The sequence below is a fragment of the Pseudomonas muyukensis genome, from assembly GCF_019139535.1.
Lineage (GTDB): Bacteria > Pseudomonadota > Gammaproteobacteria > Pseudomonadales > Pseudomonadaceae > Aquipseudomonas > Aquipseudomonas muyukensis.
In genome coordinates, this window is record NZ_CP077073.1 from 1,412,091 (window position 1) to 1,432,487 (window position 20,397).

Annotated in this window: 18 protein-coding genes and 1 pseudogene; 8 read left to right on the forward strand and 11 right to left on the reverse strand. The window is 64.4% G+C overall.

The genetic code is table 11. The annotated features are described in order from the left end of the window. Positions 1–7: 7 nt before the first annotated feature. The 3 genes and pseudogenes from KSS95_RS24775 to ypfJ all read right to left on the reverse strand — a co-directional run bounded on the left by KSS95_RS24775 (position 8) and on the right by ypfJ (position 3,070). A complete protein-coding gene (locus tag KSS95_RS24775; protein ID WP_437179603.1) occupies positions 8–871 on the reverse strand; it encodes a methyl-accepting chemotaxis protein in 864 nt (287 codons plus the stop codon). A 39-nt stretch (positions 872–910) separates the two neighbouring features. After that, positions 911–1,792: pseudogene (locus KSS95_RS24780) on the reverse strand (methyl-accepting chemotaxis protein); the annotation flags it as partial. Positions 1,793–2,182: 390 nt separating this feature from the next. Beyond that, on the reverse strand, positions 2,183–3,070 hold the full coding sequence (ypfJ, locus tag KSS95_RS06355; RefSeq protein WP_217852609.1) for a KPN_02809 family neutral zinc metallopeptidase: 888 nt from the start codon (positions 3,068–3,070) through the stop codon (positions 2,183–2,185). Positions 3,071–3,270: 200 nt separating this feature from the next. Here ypfJ and pcaH point away from each other — a divergent pair, with 200 nt between their 5' ends. Together pcaH and pcaG are read left to right on the forward strand one after the other, a co-directional pair. Next, positions 3,271–3,990, forward strand: a complete 720-nt coding sequence (gene pcaH, locus KSS95_RS06360; protein ID WP_217852611.1) for a protocatechuate 3,4-dioxygenase subunit beta — start codon at positions 3,271–3,273, stop codon at positions 3,988–3,990. 11 nt (positions 3,991–4,001) lie between these two features. Continuing rightward, entirely contained in the window at positions 4,002–4,607 is a 606-nt protein-coding gene (gene pcaG / locus KSS95_RS06365) for a protocatechuate 3,4-dioxygenase subunit alpha (RefSeq protein ID WP_217852613.1), read from the forward strand. A gap of 46 nt (positions 4,608–4,653) precedes the next feature. Here pcaG and KSS95_RS06370 read toward each other — a convergent pair whose 3' ends face one another. The 5 genes from KSS95_RS06370 to KSS95_RS06390 form a co-directional block, all read right to left on the reverse strand. Beyond that, positions 4,654–5,082 carry a cupin domain-containing protein gene (locus KSS95_RS06370; protein WP_217852615.1) on the reverse strand — a complete coding sequence of 143 codons (429 nt, stop codon included), beginning with the start codon at positions 5,080–5,082 and terminating at the stop codon, positions 4,654–4,656. A gap of 106 nt (positions 5,083–5,188) precedes the next feature. Beyond that, a complete protein-coding gene (locus tag KSS95_RS06375) occupies positions 5,189–6,091 on the reverse strand; it encodes a LysR family transcriptional regulator (protein WP_217852617.1) in 903 nt (300 codons plus the stop codon). A gap of 56 nt (positions 6,092–6,147) precedes the next feature. Beyond that, complete coding sequence (gene trmA / locus KSS95_RS06380; protein WP_217852618.1) at positions 6,148–7,233, reverse strand: tRNA (uridine(54)-C5)-methyltransferase TrmA; 1,086 nt, start codon at positions 7,231–7,233, stop codon at positions 6,148–6,150. Further along, the gene (locus KSS95_RS06385) at positions 7,230–8,525 is read right to left on the reverse strand and encodes an NCS2 family permease (RefSeq protein WP_217852620.1); all 1,296 of its coding nucleotides are present in this window, start codon (positions 8,523–8,525) and stop codon (positions 7,230–7,232) included. The genes trmA and KSS95_RS06385 overlap by 4 nt, the downstream gene beginning before the upstream one ends. 236 nt (positions 8,526–8,761) lie before the next feature. Further along, complete coding sequence (locus KSS95_RS06390; protein ID WP_217852622.1) at positions 8,762–9,982, reverse strand: MFS transporter; 1,221 nt, start codon at positions 9,980–9,982, stop codon at positions 8,762–8,764. Positions 9,983–10,323: 341 nt separating this feature from the next. On the opposite strand from KSS95_RS06390, the gene KSS95_RS06395 reads away from it, so the two are divergent. The 3 genes from KSS95_RS06395 to KSS95_RS06405 are packed head-to-tail and all read left to right on the forward strand — an operon-like array spanning position 10,324 to position 12,922. Further along, on the forward strand, positions 10,324–11,760 hold the full coding sequence (locus KSS95_RS06395) for a cytochrome ubiquinol oxidase subunit I (RefSeq protein WP_217852624.1): 1,437 nt from the start codon (positions 10,324–10,326) through the stop codon (positions 11,758–11,760). Position 11,761: 1 nt separating this feature from the next. After that, positions 11,762–12,769 (forward strand): cytochrome d ubiquinol oxidase subunit II, encoded by a 1,008-nt coding sequence (cydB, locus tag KSS95_RS06400; RefSeq protein ID WP_217852626.1) that lies wholly within the window; start codon positions 11,762–11,764, stop codon positions 12,767–12,769. Between the two features lie 12 nt (positions 12,770–12,781). Then, on the forward strand, positions 12,782–12,922 hold the full coding sequence (locus KSS95_RS06405) for a DUF2474 domain-containing protein (protein ID WP_134691593.1): 141 nt from the start codon (positions 12,782–12,784) through the stop codon (positions 12,920–12,922). Positions 12,923–12,949: 27 nt separating this feature from the next. Here the strand turns inward: KSS95_RS06405 and KSS95_RS06410 are convergent, their stop codons facing one another. Continuing rightward, on the reverse strand, positions 12,950–14,074 hold the full coding sequence (locus KSS95_RS06410) for a methyltransferase (protein ID WP_217852628.1): 1,125 nt from the start codon (positions 14,072–14,074) through the stop codon (positions 12,950–12,952). A gap of 62 nt (positions 14,075–14,136) precedes the next feature. Beyond that, positions 14,137–14,904 (reverse strand): autoinducer binding domain-containing protein, encoded by a 768-nt coding sequence (locus KSS95_RS06415; RefSeq protein WP_217852630.1) that lies wholly within the window; start codon positions 14,902–14,904, stop codon positions 14,137–14,139. Positions 14,905–15,107: 203 nt separating this feature from the next. Here KSS95_RS06415 and KSS95_RS06420 point away from each other — a divergent pair, with 203 nt between their 5' ends. Next, positions 15,108–15,884 (forward strand): ferredoxin--NADP reductase, encoded by a 777-nt coding sequence (locus KSS95_RS06420; protein ID WP_217852632.1) that lies wholly within the window; start codon positions 15,108–15,110, stop codon positions 15,882–15,884. Between the two features lie 20 nt (positions 15,885–15,904). Here KSS95_RS06420 and recN read toward each other — a convergent pair whose 3' ends face one another. Next, positions 15,905–17,578: a DNA repair protein RecN gene (gene recN / locus KSS95_RS06425; protein ID WP_217852634.1), complete on the reverse strand. Its 1,674-nt coding sequence runs from the start codon at positions 17,576–17,578 to the stop codon at positions 15,905–15,907. A 182-nt stretch (positions 17,579–17,760) separates the two neighbouring features. On the opposite strand from recN, the gene grpE reads away from it, so the two are divergent. Together grpE and dnaK are read left to right on the forward strand one after the other, a co-directional pair. Beyond that, the gene (grpE, locus tag KSS95_RS06430) at positions 17,761–18,315 is read left to right on the forward strand and encodes a nucleotide exchange factor GrpE (protein ID WP_217852636.1); all 555 of its coding nucleotides are present in this window, start codon (positions 17,761–17,763) and stop codon (positions 18,313–18,315) included. A 101-nt stretch (positions 18,316–18,416) separates the two neighbouring features. Then, positions 18,417–20,345: a molecular chaperone DnaK gene (gene dnaK, locus KSS95_RS06435; RefSeq protein ID WP_217852638.1), complete on the forward strand. Its 1,929-nt coding sequence runs from the start codon at positions 18,417–18,419 to the stop codon at positions 20,343–20,345. Positions 20,346–20,397: the final 52 nt, after the last annotated feature.

Consider the following 20,397-nt stretch of genomic DNA (forward strand, 5'->3'; position numbering starts at 1 on the left):
TCGCAGGTCAGACGCGGAACTGGCTGACCAGCGTCTGCAGGTGGCCGCCCAGGCGCGCCAGCTCGACGCTGGAGGCGGCGGTCTCGTCGCTGGCTGCGGCGGTCTGTTCCGACACGTCGCGCACGTTGAGGATGCTGCGGCTGATCTCTTCGGCGACCGCGCTCTGCTGCTCGGCGGCGGCGGCGATCTGCTGGTTCATCGACTGGATGTTCGACACCGTGCGGGTGATGCTGTCCAGCGAATCGCCGGCCTTGCGCGCCAGTTCGACACTGCTGTCGGTCAGGCTGCGGCTGCCGTTCATCACTTCGGCCACCTGCTGGGTGCCGTTCTGCAGGCTGGCGATCAGCCCTTCGATCTCTTCGGTGGACTGCTGGGTACGCTGGGCCAGGCCACGCACCTCGTCGGCGACCACGGCGAAGCCACGACCGGCCTCGCCGGCACGGGCCGCCTCGATGGCGGCGTTGAGCGCCAGCAGGTTGGTCTGCTCGGCCACCGACTTGATCACGTCCATGACGCTGCCGATCTTCTGGCTTTCCTGCTGCAGCAGGGTCATGGCTTCGGTGGAACGGTGCACTTCGTGGGCCAGGCGCTCGATCTGGCCGATCGCCTCGGTGACCACCTTGTCGCCGCTGCGGGCTTCGTCGTCGGCATTGGTCGCGGCGTGGGAGGCCTGTTCGGCGTTGCGCGCGACTTCCTGCACGGTGGCGGCCATCTCGTGCATGGCGGTGGCAACCTGGTCGGTCTCGACCTTCTGGCTGTTGGCGCCGGCGCTGGTCTGCTCGGTCACCGCCGACAGCTCCTCGGCCGCGCTGGCGATCTGGGTGACGCCGTCGCGGATGCCGGTGATCAGGTCACGCAAGGTGTTGCCCATGCGCGCGATGCCCTGTTGCAGCGCGCCCAGCTCGTCGCGGCGGGTGACGCGCAGGGTCTGGGTCAGGTCGCCGCTGGCAATCTTCTCCACCGCGTCCATGGTTTCGCGCAGCGGGCGGGTGATCTGGCGGGTGATGATGAGCGCGGCGAGCACGCCGACCAGCAGCGCCAGCAGGGTGGCGGTGGTTTGCAGGCTGCGGGCCTGGATGCTTTCGGCATCGCGACGTTCGATCTGGATCTGGTACAGCGCGTCGCTGCGCTTGACGATGTCGGCGCCTTGCACGGTCATCTCGGCACGGGCCACACCGATGGCGGCGGTGGCTTCACGGAACTGACGCACCGCCTCGCGGTAGGCCAGCACGGCGCTTTCGAACTGCTGGATGCGCGAGGCTTCGGCCGGCAGTTGGCGCTTGAGGCTGTCGATTTCGCTCAGGGCGCTTTCCAGCTGGCGCAGGGCGGCCTGTTCGGCTTCTGGGGTGAGGTCGGCGATGTAGCTGCGCACGTCCAGGCGCACTTGCACCAGCTGCTGCTTGGCCTTGCTGATCAGCAGGTACTGGGCCAGGTGGGTGGCGTCGCTGTCCGGGCTGGACAGCACGGCGTTGCTGATCGCCTCGATGGCGTCGTTGGCGCGGGCGGCGGCCTGGTTCATCGCGTCACGGGCGACCAGGGTGGTCTTGTAGCCCTGGCGCATCTTTTCCAGCGAGACCCGGTATTCACTGATGCTCTGGCCCTGCTCGCGCAGCAGCTTGAGGTTCTCGGGGCTGGTGAAGCTGTTGACCAGGTGCTGTTGCTGGCTGCCGAAGGCGTCGAGCTTGGCCTGGACATTGGCCGCCGAGGCATCGTCGCCGTTGGTCAGCATCCATTGCAGCCGCGCCACGCGCAGGTTGGTCAGGTCACTGTTGAGCTGGGTGATGTCGCTCATCCAGTTGCTGCGGTCGATCAGGCTGCCCAGGCTGTTCCAGCCAGTCAGGGCCAGCAGGCCGGTCAGGACCAGGACCAGGCCGAAGCCCAGGCCGAGTTTAAGGTTGACGCTGATATTGGCGAACCAGCTGTTCATGCACGCTCTCCCAGAAAATGATTTCGCTCACTTGATCTCAATAGCTGGGCGTTGTTGTTGTCAGATAGCCCACAGATTTGTGTAGGACTTATCGGCAGGCCAGGGCGAAGCTGAAACGCTTTTTCAGCAAATTTGTAACTGGCTGAAATGCTTGGAATTTTAGCTGTAGGAGCCGGCTTGCCGGCGAACACCGGCAAGGAGCCAGCGCGTCGCCTGGGTTCGCCAGCAAGGCAGGCTCCTACGGGTTGCAGGCCGTTAGAGGTTGCGCGCGGCGAAGGTGTCGCAGCTGTTCACATCACCGCTGCTCAAGCCTGCCTTGAACCAGCGTATCCGCTGCTGCGAGGTGCCATGGGTGAACGAGTCGGGCACTACCCGGCCCTGGCCCTGCTGTTGCAGGCGGTCATCGCCAATGGCGTTGGCGGCGTTCAGCGCCTCTTCCACATCGCCTGGTTCCAGCCAGTTCAGGCGCTTTTGCGCCTGGTAGGCCCAGACCCCGGCCAGGCAGTCGGCCTGCAATTCCTGGCGCACCAGCAAGCCATTGTCGCCCTCCATGCGCTGGCCGCCGCGCCGCGCGGCATCGACCTTGGCCGAGACACCCAGCAAGGTCTGCACGTGGTGGCCGATCTCGTGGGCGATCACGTAGGCCTGGGCGAAATCGCCAGCCGCCTTGAAGCGGGTTTCCATCTCGCGGAAGAAGGTCATGTCCAGGTACACGCGCTGGTCGCCCGGGCAATAGAACGGCCCGACCGCCGAGGAGGCGAAGCCGCAGGCGGAGTTGACCTGGCCGCTGAACAGCACCAGCTTGGGATCGCGGTACTGTTTGCCGGCCTGGGCGAACAGGGCCTTCCAGGTGTCTTCGGTATCGCCGAGGATCGAGGCGACGAACTCGGCCTGCTCGTCGTTGGCCGGCGGCGTCTTGCCGCCCACCTGGGCCGGCGCTGTCTGTTGCTGCTCCATCTGCCCGGCGAGCTGGCCGAGAATCTGCAAAGGATCCTGTCCGGTCAGCCAGCCAATACCGACGATCAACAGGATGGCACCCAGGCCCAGGCCCTTGCCGCCACCGAAGCGCATGCCGCCGCCACCGCCGCCCTCGCCGCGGGCATCGACCACATTGTCGCTGCGTCGGCCTTTTCGCCATTCCATCGGGTGTTCTCCACTGTGTGAAACATGAGGTCAAAGATTAGTTCAGGGCCGACCTCAGTGTCAGCCCAGCGTGATTACATAACCAAATGGTTATGCCTGTGACCGTGGAATTCAATATTCATCCCGCTGCGGCTGCCAGAAACTGCATGTCCGCCTGCCACGCCCAGGCGTTTTCATAATTCCAAAAAGAGGAAACCGGCATGCCCGCCCAGGACACCCGCCGCTTCGTGATCCGTGATCGCAACTGGCACCCCAAGGCCCTGACCCCCGACTACAAGACCTCGGTGGCGCGCTCGCCGCGCCAGGCGCTGGTCAGCATCCCGCAGTCGATCAGCGAAACCACCGGCCCCGACTTTTCTCACCTGCGCTTCGGTGAGCACGACCCTGACCTGCTGCTGAACTTCGCCCGCGGTGGCTTGCCGATCGGCGAGCGCATCATCGTCGCCGGGCGGGTGCTCGACCAGTACGGCAACCCAGTGCCGCACACCCTGGTGGAAATCTGGCAGGCCAACGCCGGTGGCCGCTACCGACACAAGAACGACCGCTACCTGGCGCCGCTGGACCCGAACTTCGGTGGCGTTGGCCGTTGCCTGACCGACCGCGACGGCTACTACAGTTTCCGCACCATCAAGCCGGGCCCGTACCCATGGCGCAACGGCCCCAACGACTGGCGCCCGGCGCACATCCACTTCGGCATCAGCGGCCCGTCGATCGCCACCAAGCTGATCACCCAGCTGTATTTTGAAGGTGACCCGCTGATCCCGATGTGCCCGATCGTCAAGTCGATCGCCAATCCCGAAGCCGTACAGCAGTTGATCGCCAAGCTCGACATGAGCCACGCCAACCCGATGGATTGCCTGGCGTACCGCTTCGACATCGTGCTGCGCGGCCAGCGCCAGACCCACTTCGAAAACCGCTGAGGAGTACCGCCATGCCTATCGAACTGCTGCCGGAAACCCCTTCGCAGACCGCCGGCCCCTACGTGCACATCGGCCTGGCCCTGGCGGCTGCCGGCAACCCGACCCGAGACCAGGAGATCTGGAATCGCCTGGCCAGGCCAGACGCCCCGGGCGAGCACATCCTGCTTATCGGCCAGGTGTATGACGGTAACGGTCACCTGGTGCGTGATTCGTTCCTGGAACTGTGGCAGGCCGACGCTAACGGTGATTACCAGGATGCCTACAACCTGGAAAACGCCTTCAACAGCTTCGGCCGCACCGCCACCACCTTCGATGCCGGTGAGTGGACCGTGCACACGGTCAAGCCGGGTGTGGTGAACAATGCTGCGGGTGTGCAGATGGCGCCGCACATCAACATCAGCCTGTTTGCCCGGGGGATCAACATCCACCTGCACACGCGCCTGTATTTCGATGACGAGGCCGAGGCCAATGCCAAGTGCCCGGTGCTCAACCTGATCGAGCAGCCGCAGCGGCGTGAGACCTTGATCGCCAGGCGCTGCGAGGTGGAGGGGAAGACGGCGTATCGGTTCGATATCCGTATTCAGGGGGAAGGGGAGACGGTGTTCTTCGACTTCTGAGCCCAGGCCCGCTCCGGGCGGAGCGGGTTGGGTTGCGCACGGCTGTTCAGCCTTTGACGGGTACCAGGTCGAACTTGTCGGCCTGGTACTGGAACAGCAGACAATCCTCGGCGCTGGTGCAGCCGCTCTCGTGCACCTGCTTGGCCGGCAGTTTGTAGTAGGCGCCAGCTGGGAATTCGGTACGGGTGCCGTCGATCACGGCATAGAACGTTCCTTTGACCACCAAGGTCGGTAGCGTTTGGCTGTGCTGGTGCAGCCCGTTGTCGGTGCCTTTCTTGAACTTCACGTAGGCCGAGTAGGGACCCTGGCCGAAAATATCGCCCTCGACATTGGCGTAGCTGACCTTGCCCTGGGTACCCGCGACGTCCTGCCAGTGCAGTGCGGCGCTGTTGGGTACCGAGATCAACGATTCGGCTTGAGCGTGAGCGGCCAGGGCAAGGGTACCCAGGGCAATGACGATTTGCAGTGCTTTCATGGAAATGGCTCCTTCGCCAAACAATTCGAGTGGGCGAAGGTTAGGCAATCGTTCGGCGCACAGAAATACCATTTGCCACTCAAGATTTGTGCATTAATTGCACAAGTCAATGGCCCCAGCGTGGTGCCGCGTAGTAGCGCTGCACATAATCGAGGAAGGCCCGCACCTTTGGTGCCAGGTAGCGGCTTTGCGGGTAGACGGCGTGGAGCTTGCGCGCAGGCAGTTGCCAATCGACCAGCACCCGGACCAGCCTGCCATCGCCCAGTGCGTCCTGCACGATGAAGCGGTCGAAACTGGCGATACCCAGCCCGCCGATGGCCGCCGCGCGCAGGGCCATCGGTGAGTTGGCGCTGAGGCGCCGGGGCATCTGTATCTCTTGGCTCGCGGCGGCGCTGCTCAGGCGCAGCCGCTGTGGATGTTGCAGGTGGCTGTAGCCCAGCAGCGGATGACGGACCAGCGCCTCGGGGGTATCGGGTGCGCCGTGCCGCTCGAGGTAGGCGGGCGCGGCCACCAGCACCACTTCACTGGCGGCCAGATGGCGAGCGATCAGGCTGGAGTCGGGCAAATGATCGGTTACCCGCAAACAGACGTCGACGTCTTCCTCGAGTAGGTCGATGAAGCGGTCGGTGCAGTTGAGTTCGATGTGCAGGCCTGGGTGCTGCTCGACAAAGTCCGGTAACCAGCGGCCTAACTCCAGTTCGCCGAACGCGGTGGACACGCCCAGGCGCAAGGTGCCGGTGGGTTGCTGCTGGTGTTCCGACAACTCCAGCCTCATCGCCTGCATCTGTTCGAGGATTTGCACGCAGTGACGGTAGAACAGCAGCCCGGCTTCGGTCGGTTGCAGGCGACGGGTCGTGCGGTTGAGCAATTGCGTGCCCAGGTGGCGCTCGAGATTCTTGACCTGGCGTGACAGCACGGTGTGGGACACGCCCGCCTGGTTGGCTGCGGCGCTGAAGCTGCCGAGGTCGACAACTCGGCGGAAGGTCTGCATGGCGCTCAGCTGATCCATCGGGCATCGTTCCTTGCTGTGCACGGCAGGGGCCGGGTGGCCCCTGCGGATCATGGTCAGCGCCGAACCAGCAACACGCCGCTTTCCATGTGATGGGTATAGGGGAACTGGTCGAACAGTGCGCAACGTTCGACACGGTGGCTGTCCTGCAACTGGGCGATATTCTGCGCCAGGGTCTCGGGGTTGCACGAGATGTACAGGATGCGTTCGAAGCGCCGGGTCAGCTCGCAGGTGTCCGGGTCCATGCCGGCGCGCGGCGGGTCGACGAACACGGTGCCGAAGTCATAGGCCTTGAGGTCGATGCCTTCCAGGCGGCGGAACGGGCGTACCTCGTTCAGTGCCTGGGTCAGCTCCTCGGCCGACAGGCGCACCAGGCGCACGTTGTCGATAGCGTTTTCGTCCAGGTTGTGCAGCGCGGCATTGACCGAGGTCTTGCTGATCTCGGTCGCCAGTACCTGGCGCGCCCGAGTGGCCAGAGGCAAGGTGAAGTTGCCGTTGCCGCAGTACAGCTCCAGCAGGTCGTCGGCCCGCTCGCCCATGGCTTCGACGGCCCAGCCGAGCATCTTCTGGTTCACCGCGCCGTTGGGCTGGGTGAAGGCGCCCTCGGGTTGGCGGTAGCTGAAGGTGCGCCCGGCGATAGTCAGTTTTTCCACCGCGTAGTCACGCCCGATCACCACGCGCTTGCCCTTGGAGCGGCCGATCACGCTGACGCTCAGGTCGGCGGCCAGTTGCCGCGCGGCGGCTTCCCAGGCGTCGTCCAGCGGGCGGTGGTAGCACAGGGTGATCATCGCGTCGCCCGCCAGGGTGGTGAGGAACTCCACCTGGAACAGGCGGTTGCTCAGGTCCTCGTTACCCTGCCAGGCGGCCTTCAGGCGCGGCATCAGCTCGTTGATGCGCTCGCTGGCGATGGGGAAATCATCGATCAGGATCGCCTTGTGCTTTTCGCCCGGGGCGAACATCGCGTAGTGGCGTTGGCCGTCCTCGCGCCACAGGCGGAATTCGGCGCGCAGGCGGTAATGCGCGCGCGGCGAGTCGAACACCGCCGGCTCCGGGGCGCCGAACGGCGCCAGCAGCTCGCGCAAGCGGGCGACCTTGGCCGCCAGCTGGGCGTCATATTGCGTGGGGTCGAAGACGGCACTCATGCGGGGAACCAGCCCAACTTGATGACGAACAGGATGGACAGGATCACCAGCGCCGGGTTCAGGTCGTGGCGACGGCCGGAAATCAGCTTGATGGCGGTCCAGGCGATGAAGCCGAAGGCGATGCCGTTGGCGATCGAGTAGGTCAGCGGCATGGCCAGGGCGGTCACCACCACTGGCGCGGCTTCGGTGACGTCGTCCCAGTTGATTTCGGCCAGGCCCGAGGCCATCAGCACGGCGACGAACAGCAGCGCCGGGGCGGTGGCGAAGGCCGGCACGCTACCGGCCAGCGGGGCGAAGAACAGCGCCAGCAGGAACAGCGCGGCGACCACGATGGCGGTCAGGCCGGTGCGGCCACCGGCGCTGACGCCGGCTGCCGATTCGATGTAGCTGGTGGTGGTCGAGGTGCCCAGCAGGGAGCCGGCCATGGCGGCGGTGCTGTCGGCGATCAGGGCGCGGCCCATCTTCGGCATGTGGCCGTCCTTGCCCATCAGGCCGGCGCGCTTGGCCACGCCGATCAGGGTGCCGGAGTTGTCGAACAGGTCGACGAACAGGAAGGCGAAGATCACGCTGATCAGGCCCACGTCCAGGGCGCCGGCGATGTCCAGCTGGAGGAAGGTCGGGGCCAGCGAAGGCGGCATCGAGACCACGCCGCCGAACGGGGTGACGCCCATCGCGATCGAGGCCACGGTGACTGCCAGGATGCCGATCAGCACGGCGCCGCGGACCTTCAGCGACTCGAGGGCGACGATCAGGAAGAAGCCCAGGGTGGCGAGGATCGGCGCAGGCTGGCTGAGGTCGCCCAGGCCCACCAGGGTGGCCGGGTTATCGACGACGATGCCCGCGTTGTGCAGGGCGATCAGTGCCAGGAACAGGCCGATACCGGCAGCGATGGCCGAACGCAGCGGCAACGGGATACTGTTCACGATCCATTCGCGGATACGGAAGATCGACAGCAGGAAGAACAGCACCGCGGAGAGGAACACCGCGCCCAGCGCCACTTGCCAGGTGTGGCCCATGTGCAGGACCACGGTGTAGGTGAAGAACGCGTTCAGGCCCATGCCCGGTGCCAGGGCGATCGGGTAGTTGGCGATGATGCCCATGGTCACCGAGCCGATGGCCGCGGCCAGGCAGGTGGCGACGAAGATCGCGCCCTTGTCCATGCCGGTCTCGCCGAGGATGCTCGGGTTGACGAACAGGATGTAGGCCATGGCCAGGAAGGTGGTGACGCCCGCGAGTATCTCGGTGCGCACGTTGGTGTTGTGTGCTTTTAGTTGAAACAGCCTTTCCAGCATGCCTGCTCCCAGGGCGCCCTCGCGCCGTGAATGTATCGACCCCATCAGCAAAGCACAGACCGTACCGGGGGCCGTGGTTTTGTGTGGGGCGGAAAAAAGCCGCGCATCATACCAGCATGCATGGCAGGGGCCTATGGCCATTGGGGCGGTCGGTCGAGTCAGGTGGGATGGCCGGGTTCGCCGGCAGGCCGGCGCCTACGTGACTTGCAGGAGCCGACTTGCCGGCGCACGGGCTGTCAGCCGTTGTGCATACGGTCCCGGTGAGTCAGGGTCGGGAACAGTTTCATCCACACCCCGGTGACCACCAGCGTGCCGACCCCGCCGAGCACCACCGCCGGCACGGTGCCAAACCAGTGCGCGGTGACCCCCGACTCGAATTCGCCGAGCTGGTTCGAGGCGCCGATGAACAGCCCGTTCACCGCGCTGACCCGGCCGCGCATTTCGTCGGGGGTCTCCAACTGCACGAAGGCACCCCGGATGACCATGCTGATCATGTCCGCCGCGCCCAGCACTACCAGCACCGCCAGGGAGAACCAGAACGAGGTCGACAGGCCGAAGGCGATGGTCGCCACGCCGAACACCCCCACCGACGTGAACATGATCAGCCCGACCTTGCGCTCCACCGGGAAGCGCGCCAGCCACAGCGACATCAGCAAGGCGCCGACGGCTGGTGCCGAGCGCAGCAGGCCCAGGCCCCAGGCGCCGGTGAGCAGGATGTCCTTGGCGAACACTGGCAGCAGCGCGGTGGCGCCGCCCAGCAGCACGGCGAACAGGTCCAGGGAGATGGCGCCGAAGATGTCCGGGCGGCTGCGGATGAAGCGGATGCCGGCCAGCAGCGACTCGAGATTGGCGCGGCCGCGTTGCGCCAGTTGCTGGCGGGCGTCGAGGCTCAGGGTCAGCAGGCAGGCGATGCCGTACAGCGCCACGGTCGGTCCGTACACCCAGGTGCTGCCGAAGGCGTAGAGAAAGCCGCCGATGGCCGGGGCGACGATGGTCGCCGCCTGCGATGCCGAAGCGGAAGCCGCCACGGCCCGTGGGAACAGGCCTGCGGGTACCACGTTGGGCAACAGTGCCTGGGTGGCCGGCATCTCGAACGAACGGGCGCTGCCGAGCAGGAAGGCCAGCACGAAGATCAGTTCGCGGGTGACATGGCCGCTGACGCTGCCCAGGGCCAGCGCCAGGGCAATCAACGCCTGCAGGGTCTGGCACAGGGCGGCGACCTTGCGCCGGTCGTAGCGGTCGGCGACATGCCCGGTGTGCAGCATGAACAACACCCGGGGGGTAAATTCGACCAGGCCCACCAGGCCCAGGTCGAGCACGTTGCCGGTCAACTGGTAGAGGTGCCAGCCGATGGCCACGGTGAGCATCTGGAAGCCGCTGGCGGTGAACACCCGGGCCATCCAGAACGCGACGAACGGGCGGTGGTGACGCAGTAATTGCGGGGCTGAATCGGACATCGGTGGCCTGCAACCTCGGGAATAGAGGGGGCAGCAGCTTAACATCTGTTTGTAACATTTGGTTGCTGAAAGCGCGGTGGGACAGCGTTCCGGCCCCGGGTAAAGAGGGTGAGGCAACAGGTCACGCGGCAATCAACCACACATCCGAATGGGTCATTCGGGACTATGCTTCCAAACAGTCGTTGATCTGGGTCAATCCTTCCAGATGCAACGATTGGCCTTCGGGCCGGAATCCCTGCGATCGAACAGAACAATTCCAACGCGGCGCACTCGATACCCGTGGGGGCAGTGGGCGGCAAGGCCATGAGCCCGGTCGCCGGATTACCTGAAGAGGAAGCATCATGTTCGGATTGGAAGCCCTAGAGCTCGCCCGAATCCAGTTTGCCTTTACCGTGTCCTTTCATATCCTGTTCCCGGCCATCACCATTGGCCTGGCGAGCTACCTGGCGGTCCTCGAAGGCCTTTGGCTGAAGACCGGCGACAACACCTACCGTGACCTCTACCACTTCTGGTCGAAGATCTTCGCCGTCAACTTTGGCATGGGCGTGGTCTCCGGCCTGGTGATGGCCTACCAGTTCGGCACCAACTGGAGCCAGTTCTCCGACTTTGCCGGTTCGATCACCGGCCCACTGCTGACCTACGAGGTGCTGACGGCGTTCTTCCTCGAGGCCGGCTTCCTCGGCGTGATGCTGTTCGGCTGGCACCGGGTCGGGCGTGGCCTGCACTTCTTCGCCACCTGCATGGTGGCGCTGGGCACACTGGTGTCGACCTTCTGGATCCTCGCTTCCAACAGCTGGATGCAGACCCCCCAGGGCTACGAGATCGTCAACGGCCAGGTCATCCCGGTGGATTGGCTGGCCGTGATCTTCAACCCGTCGTTCCCCTACCGCCTGATGCACATGGCCACCGCGGCGTTCGTCGCCACCGCGTTCTTCGTCGGCGCCTCGGCGGCCTGGCACCTGCTGCGCGGGCGGGACAACCCGGCAGTGCGCAAGATGCTGTCGATGGCCATGTGGATGGCCCTGGTAGTAGCGCCGATCCAGGCCGTGATCGGTGACTTCCATGGCCTCAATACCCTGAAGCACCAGCCGGTGAAGATCGCCGCCATCGAGGGGCACTGGGAGAACAAGCCCGGCGAGCCGACCCCGTTGATCCTGTTCGGCATCCCCGACATGCAGGCCGAGACCACCCGCTTCAAGGTCGAGATCCCGGCCCTGGGCAGCCTGATCCTCACCCACAGCCTGGATAAACAGGTTCCGGCCATGAAGGAGTTCCCGCCTGAAGACCGACCCAACTCGACCATCGTGTTCTGGTCGTTCCGGATCATGGTCGGGCTGGGCATGCTGATGATCTTCATCGGCCTGTGGAGCCTGTGGCTGCGCAAGCGCGGCACCTTGTACAGCTCGCGGCCGTTCCTCTACCTGACCCTGTGGATGGGCCCCTCGGGGCTGATCGCCATCCTCGCCGGCTGGTTCACCACCGAAGTCGGGCGCCAGCCGTGGGTGGTCTACGGGCTGATGCGCACCGCCGATGGCGTGTCCAACCACAGCTATGCGCAACTCGGCTTCACCCTGGTGATGTTCGTGGTGGTCTATTTTGCGCTGTTCGGTACCGGCATCGGCTACATGATGCGCCTGGTGCGCAAAGGGCCGAAAACCGGCGAGGGCGATGAACACAACCCCGGTGGCCCAGGCCAGCAACGCACGCCGGCGCGGCCATTGTCCGCCGCCGATGACGGCCACGAGGCCGACTCCGCCAGCCTGAACAAGGGGAACTGAGATGGGTATCGATCTTCCGCTGATCTGGGCCGTGATCATCATCTTCGGCGTCATGATGTACGTGGTGATGGACGGCTTCGACCTGGGTATCGGCATGCTCTTCCCCTTCGTCAAGGACGAGCGTGACCGCGATGTGATGATGAACACCGTCGCCCCGGTATGGGACGGCAACGAAACCTGGCTGGTGCTGGGCGGCGCGGCGTTGTTCGGTGCCTTCCCGCTGGCCTACTCGGTGGTGCTCGAGGCGCTCTACCTGCCGTTGATCCTGATGCTGGTGGGGCTGATCTTCCGCGGCGTGGCCTTCGAGTTCCGCTTCAAGGCGCGGGCGCACAAGCGCCACATCTGGGACAAGGCATTCATCTGGGGCTCGCTGGTGGCGACGTTCTTCCAGGGCGTGGCGCTGGGGGCGTTCATCGAGGGCTTCAAGGTGGTGGACCGCAAGTACGCCGGCGGCACCCTGGACTGGCTGACGCCCTTTACCCTGTTCGCCGGCTTGGGCCTGATCGTCGCCTACACCTTGCTGGGCTGCACCTGGCTGATCATGAAAACCGAGGGGCCGCTGCAGCAGAAGATGCATGACGTGGCGCGACCCTTGGCGCTGGTGCTGCTGGCGGTGATCGGCATCGTCAGCCTGTGGACGCCGATCGCCTACCCACAGATCGCCGAGCGCTGGTTCAGCATGCCCAACCTGGTGTGGTTCATGCCGGTGCCGATCCTGGTGCTGGTGACTTTCTACGGCCTGCTCCGGGCGGTGCAACGCAATGCCCACTACACGCCGTTCCTGCTGACTCTGGTGCTGATCTTCCTTGGCTACAGCGGGTTGGGCATCAGCCTGTGGCCGAACATCATCCCGCCGTCGATCAGCATCTGGGATGCAGCGGCGCCGCCGCAGAGCCAAGGCTTCATGCTGGTCGGCACGCTGTTCATCCTGCCGTTCATCCTCGGCTACACCTTCTGGAGCTACTACGTGTTCCGCGGCAAGGTGACCCACGAAGACGGCTATCACTAGGAGCGCCGAGCGATGACTGTGGAACAGAAGAAACCGTTGTGGCAGCGCCTGGGCTGGTTGGTGCTGATCTGGGGGCTGAGCGTGGTGGCACTGGGCATCGTCGCCTATGGCATGCGCATGTTCATGAGTGCTGCCGGGTTGAGCACCCACTAAGTTGTCAGGGCCGCAAAGCGGCCCCATTCATTTGCGCGCTTTCAACACCACGAACTTCGGCGTCGCCGCCACCTGCTCGACGCCCCTGAACAGCCGCGCCAGCTTGCTGTGGTAGCCCAGGTGACGGTTGCCGACGATATACAGCGCGCCACCCACCTCCAGCGCCTCCCTGGCTTGCTGGAACATGCGCCAGGCGAGGAAGTCGCCGACCACTTGCTGCTGGTGGAACGGCGGATTGCACAGCACCACGTCCAGCGATTGCCTGGCTTGCCCGGCCAGGCCATCTGCCGCGTGGATCTCGACTGCCCGCCCGCCCAGCGCCGCCTGCCAGTTCTCCCGCGCCGACTGCGCCGCCATGTACGACTCGTCCACCAGGGTGTAGTGGGCATCCGGGTTGGCCAGGGCGCTGGCGATCGCCAGCACGCCGTTGCCGCAACCCAGGTCGGCCACCCGGGCCTGACCGAGGTCGCGCGGCAGGTGCGGGAGGAAGGCGCGGGTGCCGATGTCCAGGCCTTCGCGGCAGAACACGTTGGCGTGGTTGACCAGCTCCAGGGCCGGGGCGTCCAGGCGGTAGCGCGTCGGGTACGGCGAGCGGGCGAGCGGGCGAGCGTCGAGGGTGGCGGTGAGCAGCCGGGCTTTTTTCTGCGCCAGCGAGGCCTGCACCGGGCCGATGTACTTTTCCAGCAGGTCGCCTGCGGCGCGGGGCAGGTGCTTGATCATGGCCCCGGCGATCACCTGGGCCCCGGGCGCCAGGTGGCCTTGCAGGCGGATCAGTTGCTCTTCGAGCAAGGCCAGGGTCTTGGGCACGCGCACCAGCACGCGGTCGAACGGGCCGTGCCAGGCATCGCTGGCCGGCACGAACGGCACTGCATCGTAGGCTTGGCCGTTGCCTGCCAGGTTCTTTTCCAGGGCCATGCGCGCCAAGTGCGAATCACCGCTGCTGGTCACCTTCATCCGCCCGGCCAGGCTGGCGGCCAGGGCGCCGAAACTGTCGTTGAGCACCAGCACCCGGCAGTTGGCGTCAGGCTGCTGGGCCGCGAGGTGTTCCAGCAGGTACTGGTCGGCGGCATCGAACGCCAGCAGGGGGTCGTGGGCCTGCTCCGGTTGGCGGATCAGGTCGAGGTCGGCGAAGGGGCTGTTGAACAAGGGCATGACGTGGGGCTCTGTTGCGAATCTCCCCGGCACGGTGCGCGACGGGTTCGAGGGGGAGGATTCTACAGGCCTTTGTCGGGGGGAGGGGAATGCTCCAGCAGATCGTGGTCGCGCAGGCGATTGGCCGCGGCCATGCTGGTCTTGGCGCCGGTCTTCTTGCGCACATTGCCCATGTGGAAGTTCACCGTGCTGACCGACATCGACAGGGCCTTGGCCACTCGCTTGGCGCTCGACAGCTCGTCATAGGTCCTGATCACCTCAAGCTCACGTGGGCTCAGGCTCGGTGCTGGCGCGGGAGAGCAGATATCGGGCAGGTGGTGTTTGTAAAGCGCGCCATGGAGCCTGTTGCCAAGCAATAGCACCCAAGCCTCGTGCTCATAGAGCTCTTTGGCGCTGATAGGGCCATGGCTGCGGAATACGTTCACAACGGTCGAGTTCTGTCGGGCATCAAATATCGATTGGCTCCAGCCATGGCAGAAGGAGATACCAAACTCGGCCGCTGTTTCGCACAGCGGCATGGCCTCATCGAACAGGCGGCTGTGCCACACAAGTGGAAGCTCGCCATGACAATGACTATCAGGGTGATGGCTTTTTGATATTGATGGGTCGATATCAAAGAGCTTGTCAGCGATGTAACGTTGGTCCCAGGCAGGTGCAAAACTGCTGTAGTGATAAAAGTGCACTTTGTGCCCCGCCGCGCGCACGCGCAGTGTGACGCTCAGGCAATCCAGGCCTGCTATCAGTGATTGGGCATGTTTAATCAGCGCGCGAGGGCCGCCCTGCTTCAGCACTAGATCGAACTGCTCAGGTGTCCATTCTGGCATCGACATGGGTAACGCTCCATTTGGATCCATCGTTCCACAACACGGGACGAGTGTCGGAAAACTTCCCGTCCTGTGCTGGTTTTTTTTGTTATAGGTGTCGCGTTTTCATCGTGTTTTCATGTCAGCTTTTACGGATGCCCTACATTCCGGCGGTGTTTATCCTGGACGCTTTGCGCGACACTGGGCGCATCTGATTTCTGGAGCCCGTCATGACCGCCAGCGCCGACAAGTTCACCCGCCAGACCCTGCTCGACGTGCAGCCGTTGACCCCCAACCTGTTTTCCCTGCGAGTGACGCGCGACCCGGGCTTTCGCTTTCGTGCAGGGCAGTTCGCCCGGTTGGGCGTGACCAAGGCCGATGGCAGCGTGGTCTGGCGGGCTTACTCCATGGTTAGCGCCCCCCATGACGAATTCCTCGATTTTTTCTCCATCGTCGTGCCGGGCGGGGAGTTCACCAGTGAGTTGAGCCGGCTAGGCAAGGGTGACACCCTGCTGATCGACCGGCAGGCCTTCGGTTACCTGACCCTGGATCGCTTCGTCGGCGGCCGCGACCTGTGGTTGCTGGCCACCGGCACTGGCATCGCGCCCTTCATGTCGATCCTCCAGGACTTCGAGGCCTGGGAACGGTTCGACAACATCAAGCTGGTGTACTCGGTGCGCGAGGCGCAGGAACTGGCGTATGTCGACGAAATCGCCGGGCTGGAGCGGCGCGACTACCTGGCCGAGTTCGCCGGCAAGCTGCAGTTCATTCCGGTGGTCACTCGCGAGGGGCATCCGGGGGCGTTGAATGCGCGCATCACCACGCTGATCGAGAACGGCGAACTGGAACAGGCGGCGGGGTTGGCGCTGTCGCCGGAGCATTCGCGAATCATGCTCTGTGGTAACCCCGAGATGATCGACCAGACACGCAAGGTGCTCAAGGCACGCGACCTGCAGTTGAGCCTGAGCAAACGGCCGGGGCAAGTGGCGGTGGAGAACTACTGGTAACCCACCGGCCTGCACAAGCTTCACGCCTTGCTGCTGACCACCATCTTGCGCGCATGGGCCAGGGACTCCTTGGTCAGGTCGATTCCGCCGAGCATCCGCGCGACTTCCTCCACGCGCTCGCGCTTGCCCAGGCTGGCGACAGCGGTGTGGGTGGTATCGCTGTTGCGCACCTTGTGCACGAACAGGTGGTGATGCCCTTGAGCCGCCACTTGTGGCAGGTGGGTCACGGTCAGTACCTGGCCGCGCTCGCCGAGGCGGCGCAGCAGCTGGCCGACGATCTCTGCAGTCGGGCCGCCAATGCCCACGTCCACTTCGTCGAATACCAGGGTGGGAATGCGCGAGGTCTGCGCGGTGATCACTTGGATCGCCAGGCTGATACGCGACAGTTCGCCGCCCGAGGCGACCTTGGCCAAACCCTTGAGCGGCTGGCCGGGGTTGGCGCTGACCAGCAGTTCGACCTGCTCCAGGCCGTGGGGTGAAAGGTCGCCATTGTCGAAGGGCGTGAGTTCGATGCAGAAGCGCCCGCCGGGCATGCCCAGGCGCTGGATCTCCTGTTCCACCGCGGTGGCTAGCTGTTTGGCGGCCTGCTGGCGCAGGGCGCTGAGTTCGCAGGCCTTGTCTTTATAGTGCAGGGCGAATGCCGCCAGCTCCTCGCCCAGTCGCTCGAGCGACTCGTCGCTGGCGTTCAGGCTTTCCAGCTCCTCCATCAGGCGTTGCTGCAGGTGCGGCAGTTCGGTGGGGTGCACACGGTGCTTGCGGGCGAGGGTGTAGAGGGTGTCGAGGCGTTCCTCGAGGTCCTGCAGGCGCATGGGGTCGGCATCGAAGTGGTCGAGGAAGCGGTTGAGCTCGCCCACGGCTTCTTCTACCTGGATCTGTGCGCTGGCGATCAGGTTGACCGCTTCGCCGAGGGCCTTGGGGGCATTGGTTACGGCGGTCAGGCGGTTGAGGCTGACGGTCAGGGCGCTGAGCACATTGCCCGAGTCGCTTTCGCTGCATTGGTCGATCACCTGGCGGCAGATGCCGAACAGGGCTTCGGCATTGGTCAGGTTCTTGTGCTCTTGCTCCAGTTGCTCCAGTTCGTGCTCGCCCAGGCCGAGGTTGTCCAGCTCTTCCAGCTGGTAGCTGAGCAGCTGGTGGCGTGCGCGCTGCTCGTCTCCGGAGTTGCGCAGGTGCTCCAGCTCCTGGCGTGTCTGGTTCCAGCGCTTGGCGGCCAGTTGCACCTGGCGGGCCAGGTCGATGGCGCCGGCGTATTCGTCCACCAGGCGGCGGTGGGTGTCGGTTTTCAGCAGCGACTGGTGTTCATGCTGGCTGTGAATGTCGATCAGCAGCTCGCCCAGCGCCTTGAGATCGCCAAGCGGGCAGGGCGTGCCGTTGATGTAGCCGCGGCTGCGGCCTTCGGCGGTGATCACCCTGCGCAGAATGCACAGGCCGTCGCTTTCCAGGTCGCGCTCGGCGAGCCAGGCATGGGCCTCGGGGATGTCGACCAGGTCGAAGGTGGCGAGGATATCGGCCTTGTCGGTGCCTGGGCGCACCACGCCGCTGTCGGCGCGGTCGCCCAGGGCCAGGCCCAGGGCGTCGAGCATGATCGACTTGCCGGCCCCGGTCTCGCCGGTGATGACGGACATGCCGCGGGCGATCTCGAGGTCGAGGTGTTCGACGATGGCGTAGTTGTGAATGGACAGGTGCACCAGCATGGGGCGGCTCCCGAAGGGTCGTGTCTGGATATTTATACAGTGCTTTTTGCTGGTCTGCCAATAGCCGCCTGGCGAATGTGGAAAAGCACATTGCCCCTTGAAGCCGGTTTTTCCGACCCCATATAGCTGGCAAGACAAGGCGAGCCTGGCTCGCACAACAGAAATTGCGAAGGAGAAACCCGATGGCTGACGAACAGCTGGATGAGAAGAACCTGAATTCCGAAGAAGCAGGCGCCGTGAATGCCGAGGCCCGCGTCCAGGAGCTCGAGGAGCAGCTGGCCGCCGCCAAGGACCAATCCCTGCGCGTGGCCGCCGACCTGCAGAACGTGCGCCGCCGTGCCGAGCAGGACGTCGAGAAGGCGCACAAGTTCGCCTTGGAGAAATTCTCGTCCGACCTGCTGCCGGTGATCGACAGCCTGGAGCTGGCCCTGGCGCACTCCAGCGCCGAAGACGAGAACGTCAAGAAGATCCGTGAAGGTGTCGAGCTGACCCTGAAGATGTTCCAGGACACCCTCAAGCGCTACAACCTCGAAGCCGTCGATCCCCTCGGCCAGCCGTTCAACGCCGAGCACCACCAGGCAATGGCCATGCAGGAAAGCGACACCGCCGAGCCAAACAGCGTGCTCAACGTGTTCCAGAAAGGCTACCTGCTCAATGGCCGCCTGCTGCGCCCCGCCATGGTGGTGGTCAGCAAGGCCCCAAGCGCGCCGCAGCCGTCGATCAACGAACAGGCTTGAAATCCGTCGGGGCACCCCCATCTAGGTGTCAAGCCTTCAAGTATTACCGCAGTTGGCCAATGTAGTCGCTGCCACCAAATTCAAGTTTCGGGAGAATCAACATGGGTAAAATCATCGGTATCGACCTGGGGACCACCAACTCCTGCGTCTGCGTGCTGGAAAACGGCACCGCCAAGGTCATCGAGAACGCCGAAGGCGCGCGTACCACGCCTTCGATCATCGCCTACGCCAACGACGGCGAGATCCTGGTTGGCCAGTCGGCCAAGCGCCAGGCGGTCACCAACCCGCACAACACCCTGTTCGCGGTGAAGCGCCTGATCGGCCGCCGCTTCGAAGAAGACGTCGTGCAGAAAGACATCAAGCTGGTGCCTTACAAGATCGTCAAGGCCGGCAACGGTGACGCCTGGGTCGAGGCCTCCGGCAAGGAAATGGCCCCGCCGCAGATCAGCGCCGAAGTCCTGAAGAAAATGAAGAAGACCGCCGAAGACTACCTCGGCGAGCCAGTCACCGAAGCGGTCATCACCGTGCCGGCCTACTTCAACGACAGCCAGCGCCAGGCGACCAAGGACGCCGGCCGCATCGCCGGCCTGGACGTAAAACGCATCATCAACGAACCGACCGCCGCTGCGCTGGCGTACGGTATGGACAAGGCCAAGGGCGACCACACCGTCATCGTTTATGACCTCGGTGGTGGTACCTTCGACGTTTCGGTCATCGAAATCGCCGAAGTCGACGGTGAGCACCAGTTCGAAGTACTGGCCACCAACGGCGACACCTTCCTGGGCGGCGAAGACTTCGACATGCGCCTGATCGACTACCTCGTCGACGAGTTCAAGAAAGAGTCCGGCATGGACCTGAAGAACGATCCGCTGGCCCTGCAGCGCCTGAAGGAAGCTGCTGAAAAGGCCAAGATCGAGCTGTCCTCGGCCCAGTCGACCGACGTCAACCTGCCGTACATCACTGCAGACGCAACCGGTCCGAAGCACCTGAACGTGAAGATCTCCCGCGCCAAGCTGGAGTCGCTGGTCGAAGACCTGGTCAACCGTACCATCGAGCCTTGCCGCATCGCCCTGAAGGACGCCGGCATCGATGCCAGCAAGATCGACGACGTGATCCTGGTCGGTGGCCAGACCCGTATGCCGATGGTGCAGAAGGCCGTTGCCGACTTCTTCGGCAAGGAAGCGCGCAAGGACGTCAACCCGGACGAAGCCGTCGCCATGGGTGCTGCCATCCAGGGTGCCGTTCTGGCCGGTGACGTCAAGGACGTGCTGCTGCTGGACGTCAGCCCGCTGACCCTGGGTATCGAAACCATGGGTGGCGTGATGACCGCGCTGATCGAGAAGAACACCACCATCCCGACCAAGAAGTCGCAGGTGTTCTCGACCGCCGACGACAACCAGGGCGCCGTGACCATCCACGTGCTGCAGGGCGAGCGCAAGCAAGCTTCGCAGAACAAGTCGCTGGGCAAGTTCGACCTGGCCGATATTCCGCCAGCACCACGCGGCGTGCCGCAGATCGAAGTGACCTTCGACATCGACGCCAACGGCATTCTGCACGTCGGCGCGAAAGACAAGGCTACCGGCAAGGCGCAATCGATCGTGATCAAGGCCAACTCTGGCCTGTCCGACGACGAAATCGAGAAAATGGTCCGCGACGCCGAGGCCAACGCCGAGGAAGATCGCAAGTTCGAAGAGCTGGCCGCTGCCCGCAACCAGGGTGACGCGCTGGTCCACTCGACCCGCAAGATGGTCACTGAAGCCGGTGACAAGGTCACCGCTGAAGAGAAGACCGCGATCGAGGCTGCCGTGGTTGCCCTGGAAGCCGCCGTCAAGGGCGACGACAAGGCCGCCATCGACGCCAAGGTCGAAGAGCTGTCCAAGGTTTCGGCCCCTGTTGCCCAGAAGATGTACGCCGAGCAGCAGGCCGAGCAGCCACAGGGCGGCGCCCAGCAGCAGGCCGAGCCGGAAGCCAAGCACGATGACGTGGTTGACGCCGAGTTCGAGGAAGTGAAAGACAACAACAAGCAGTAATCCCTGCATGTTGTCGGCCAGTTCATCGCCGTTTGCCGGTGAACTGGTAGGA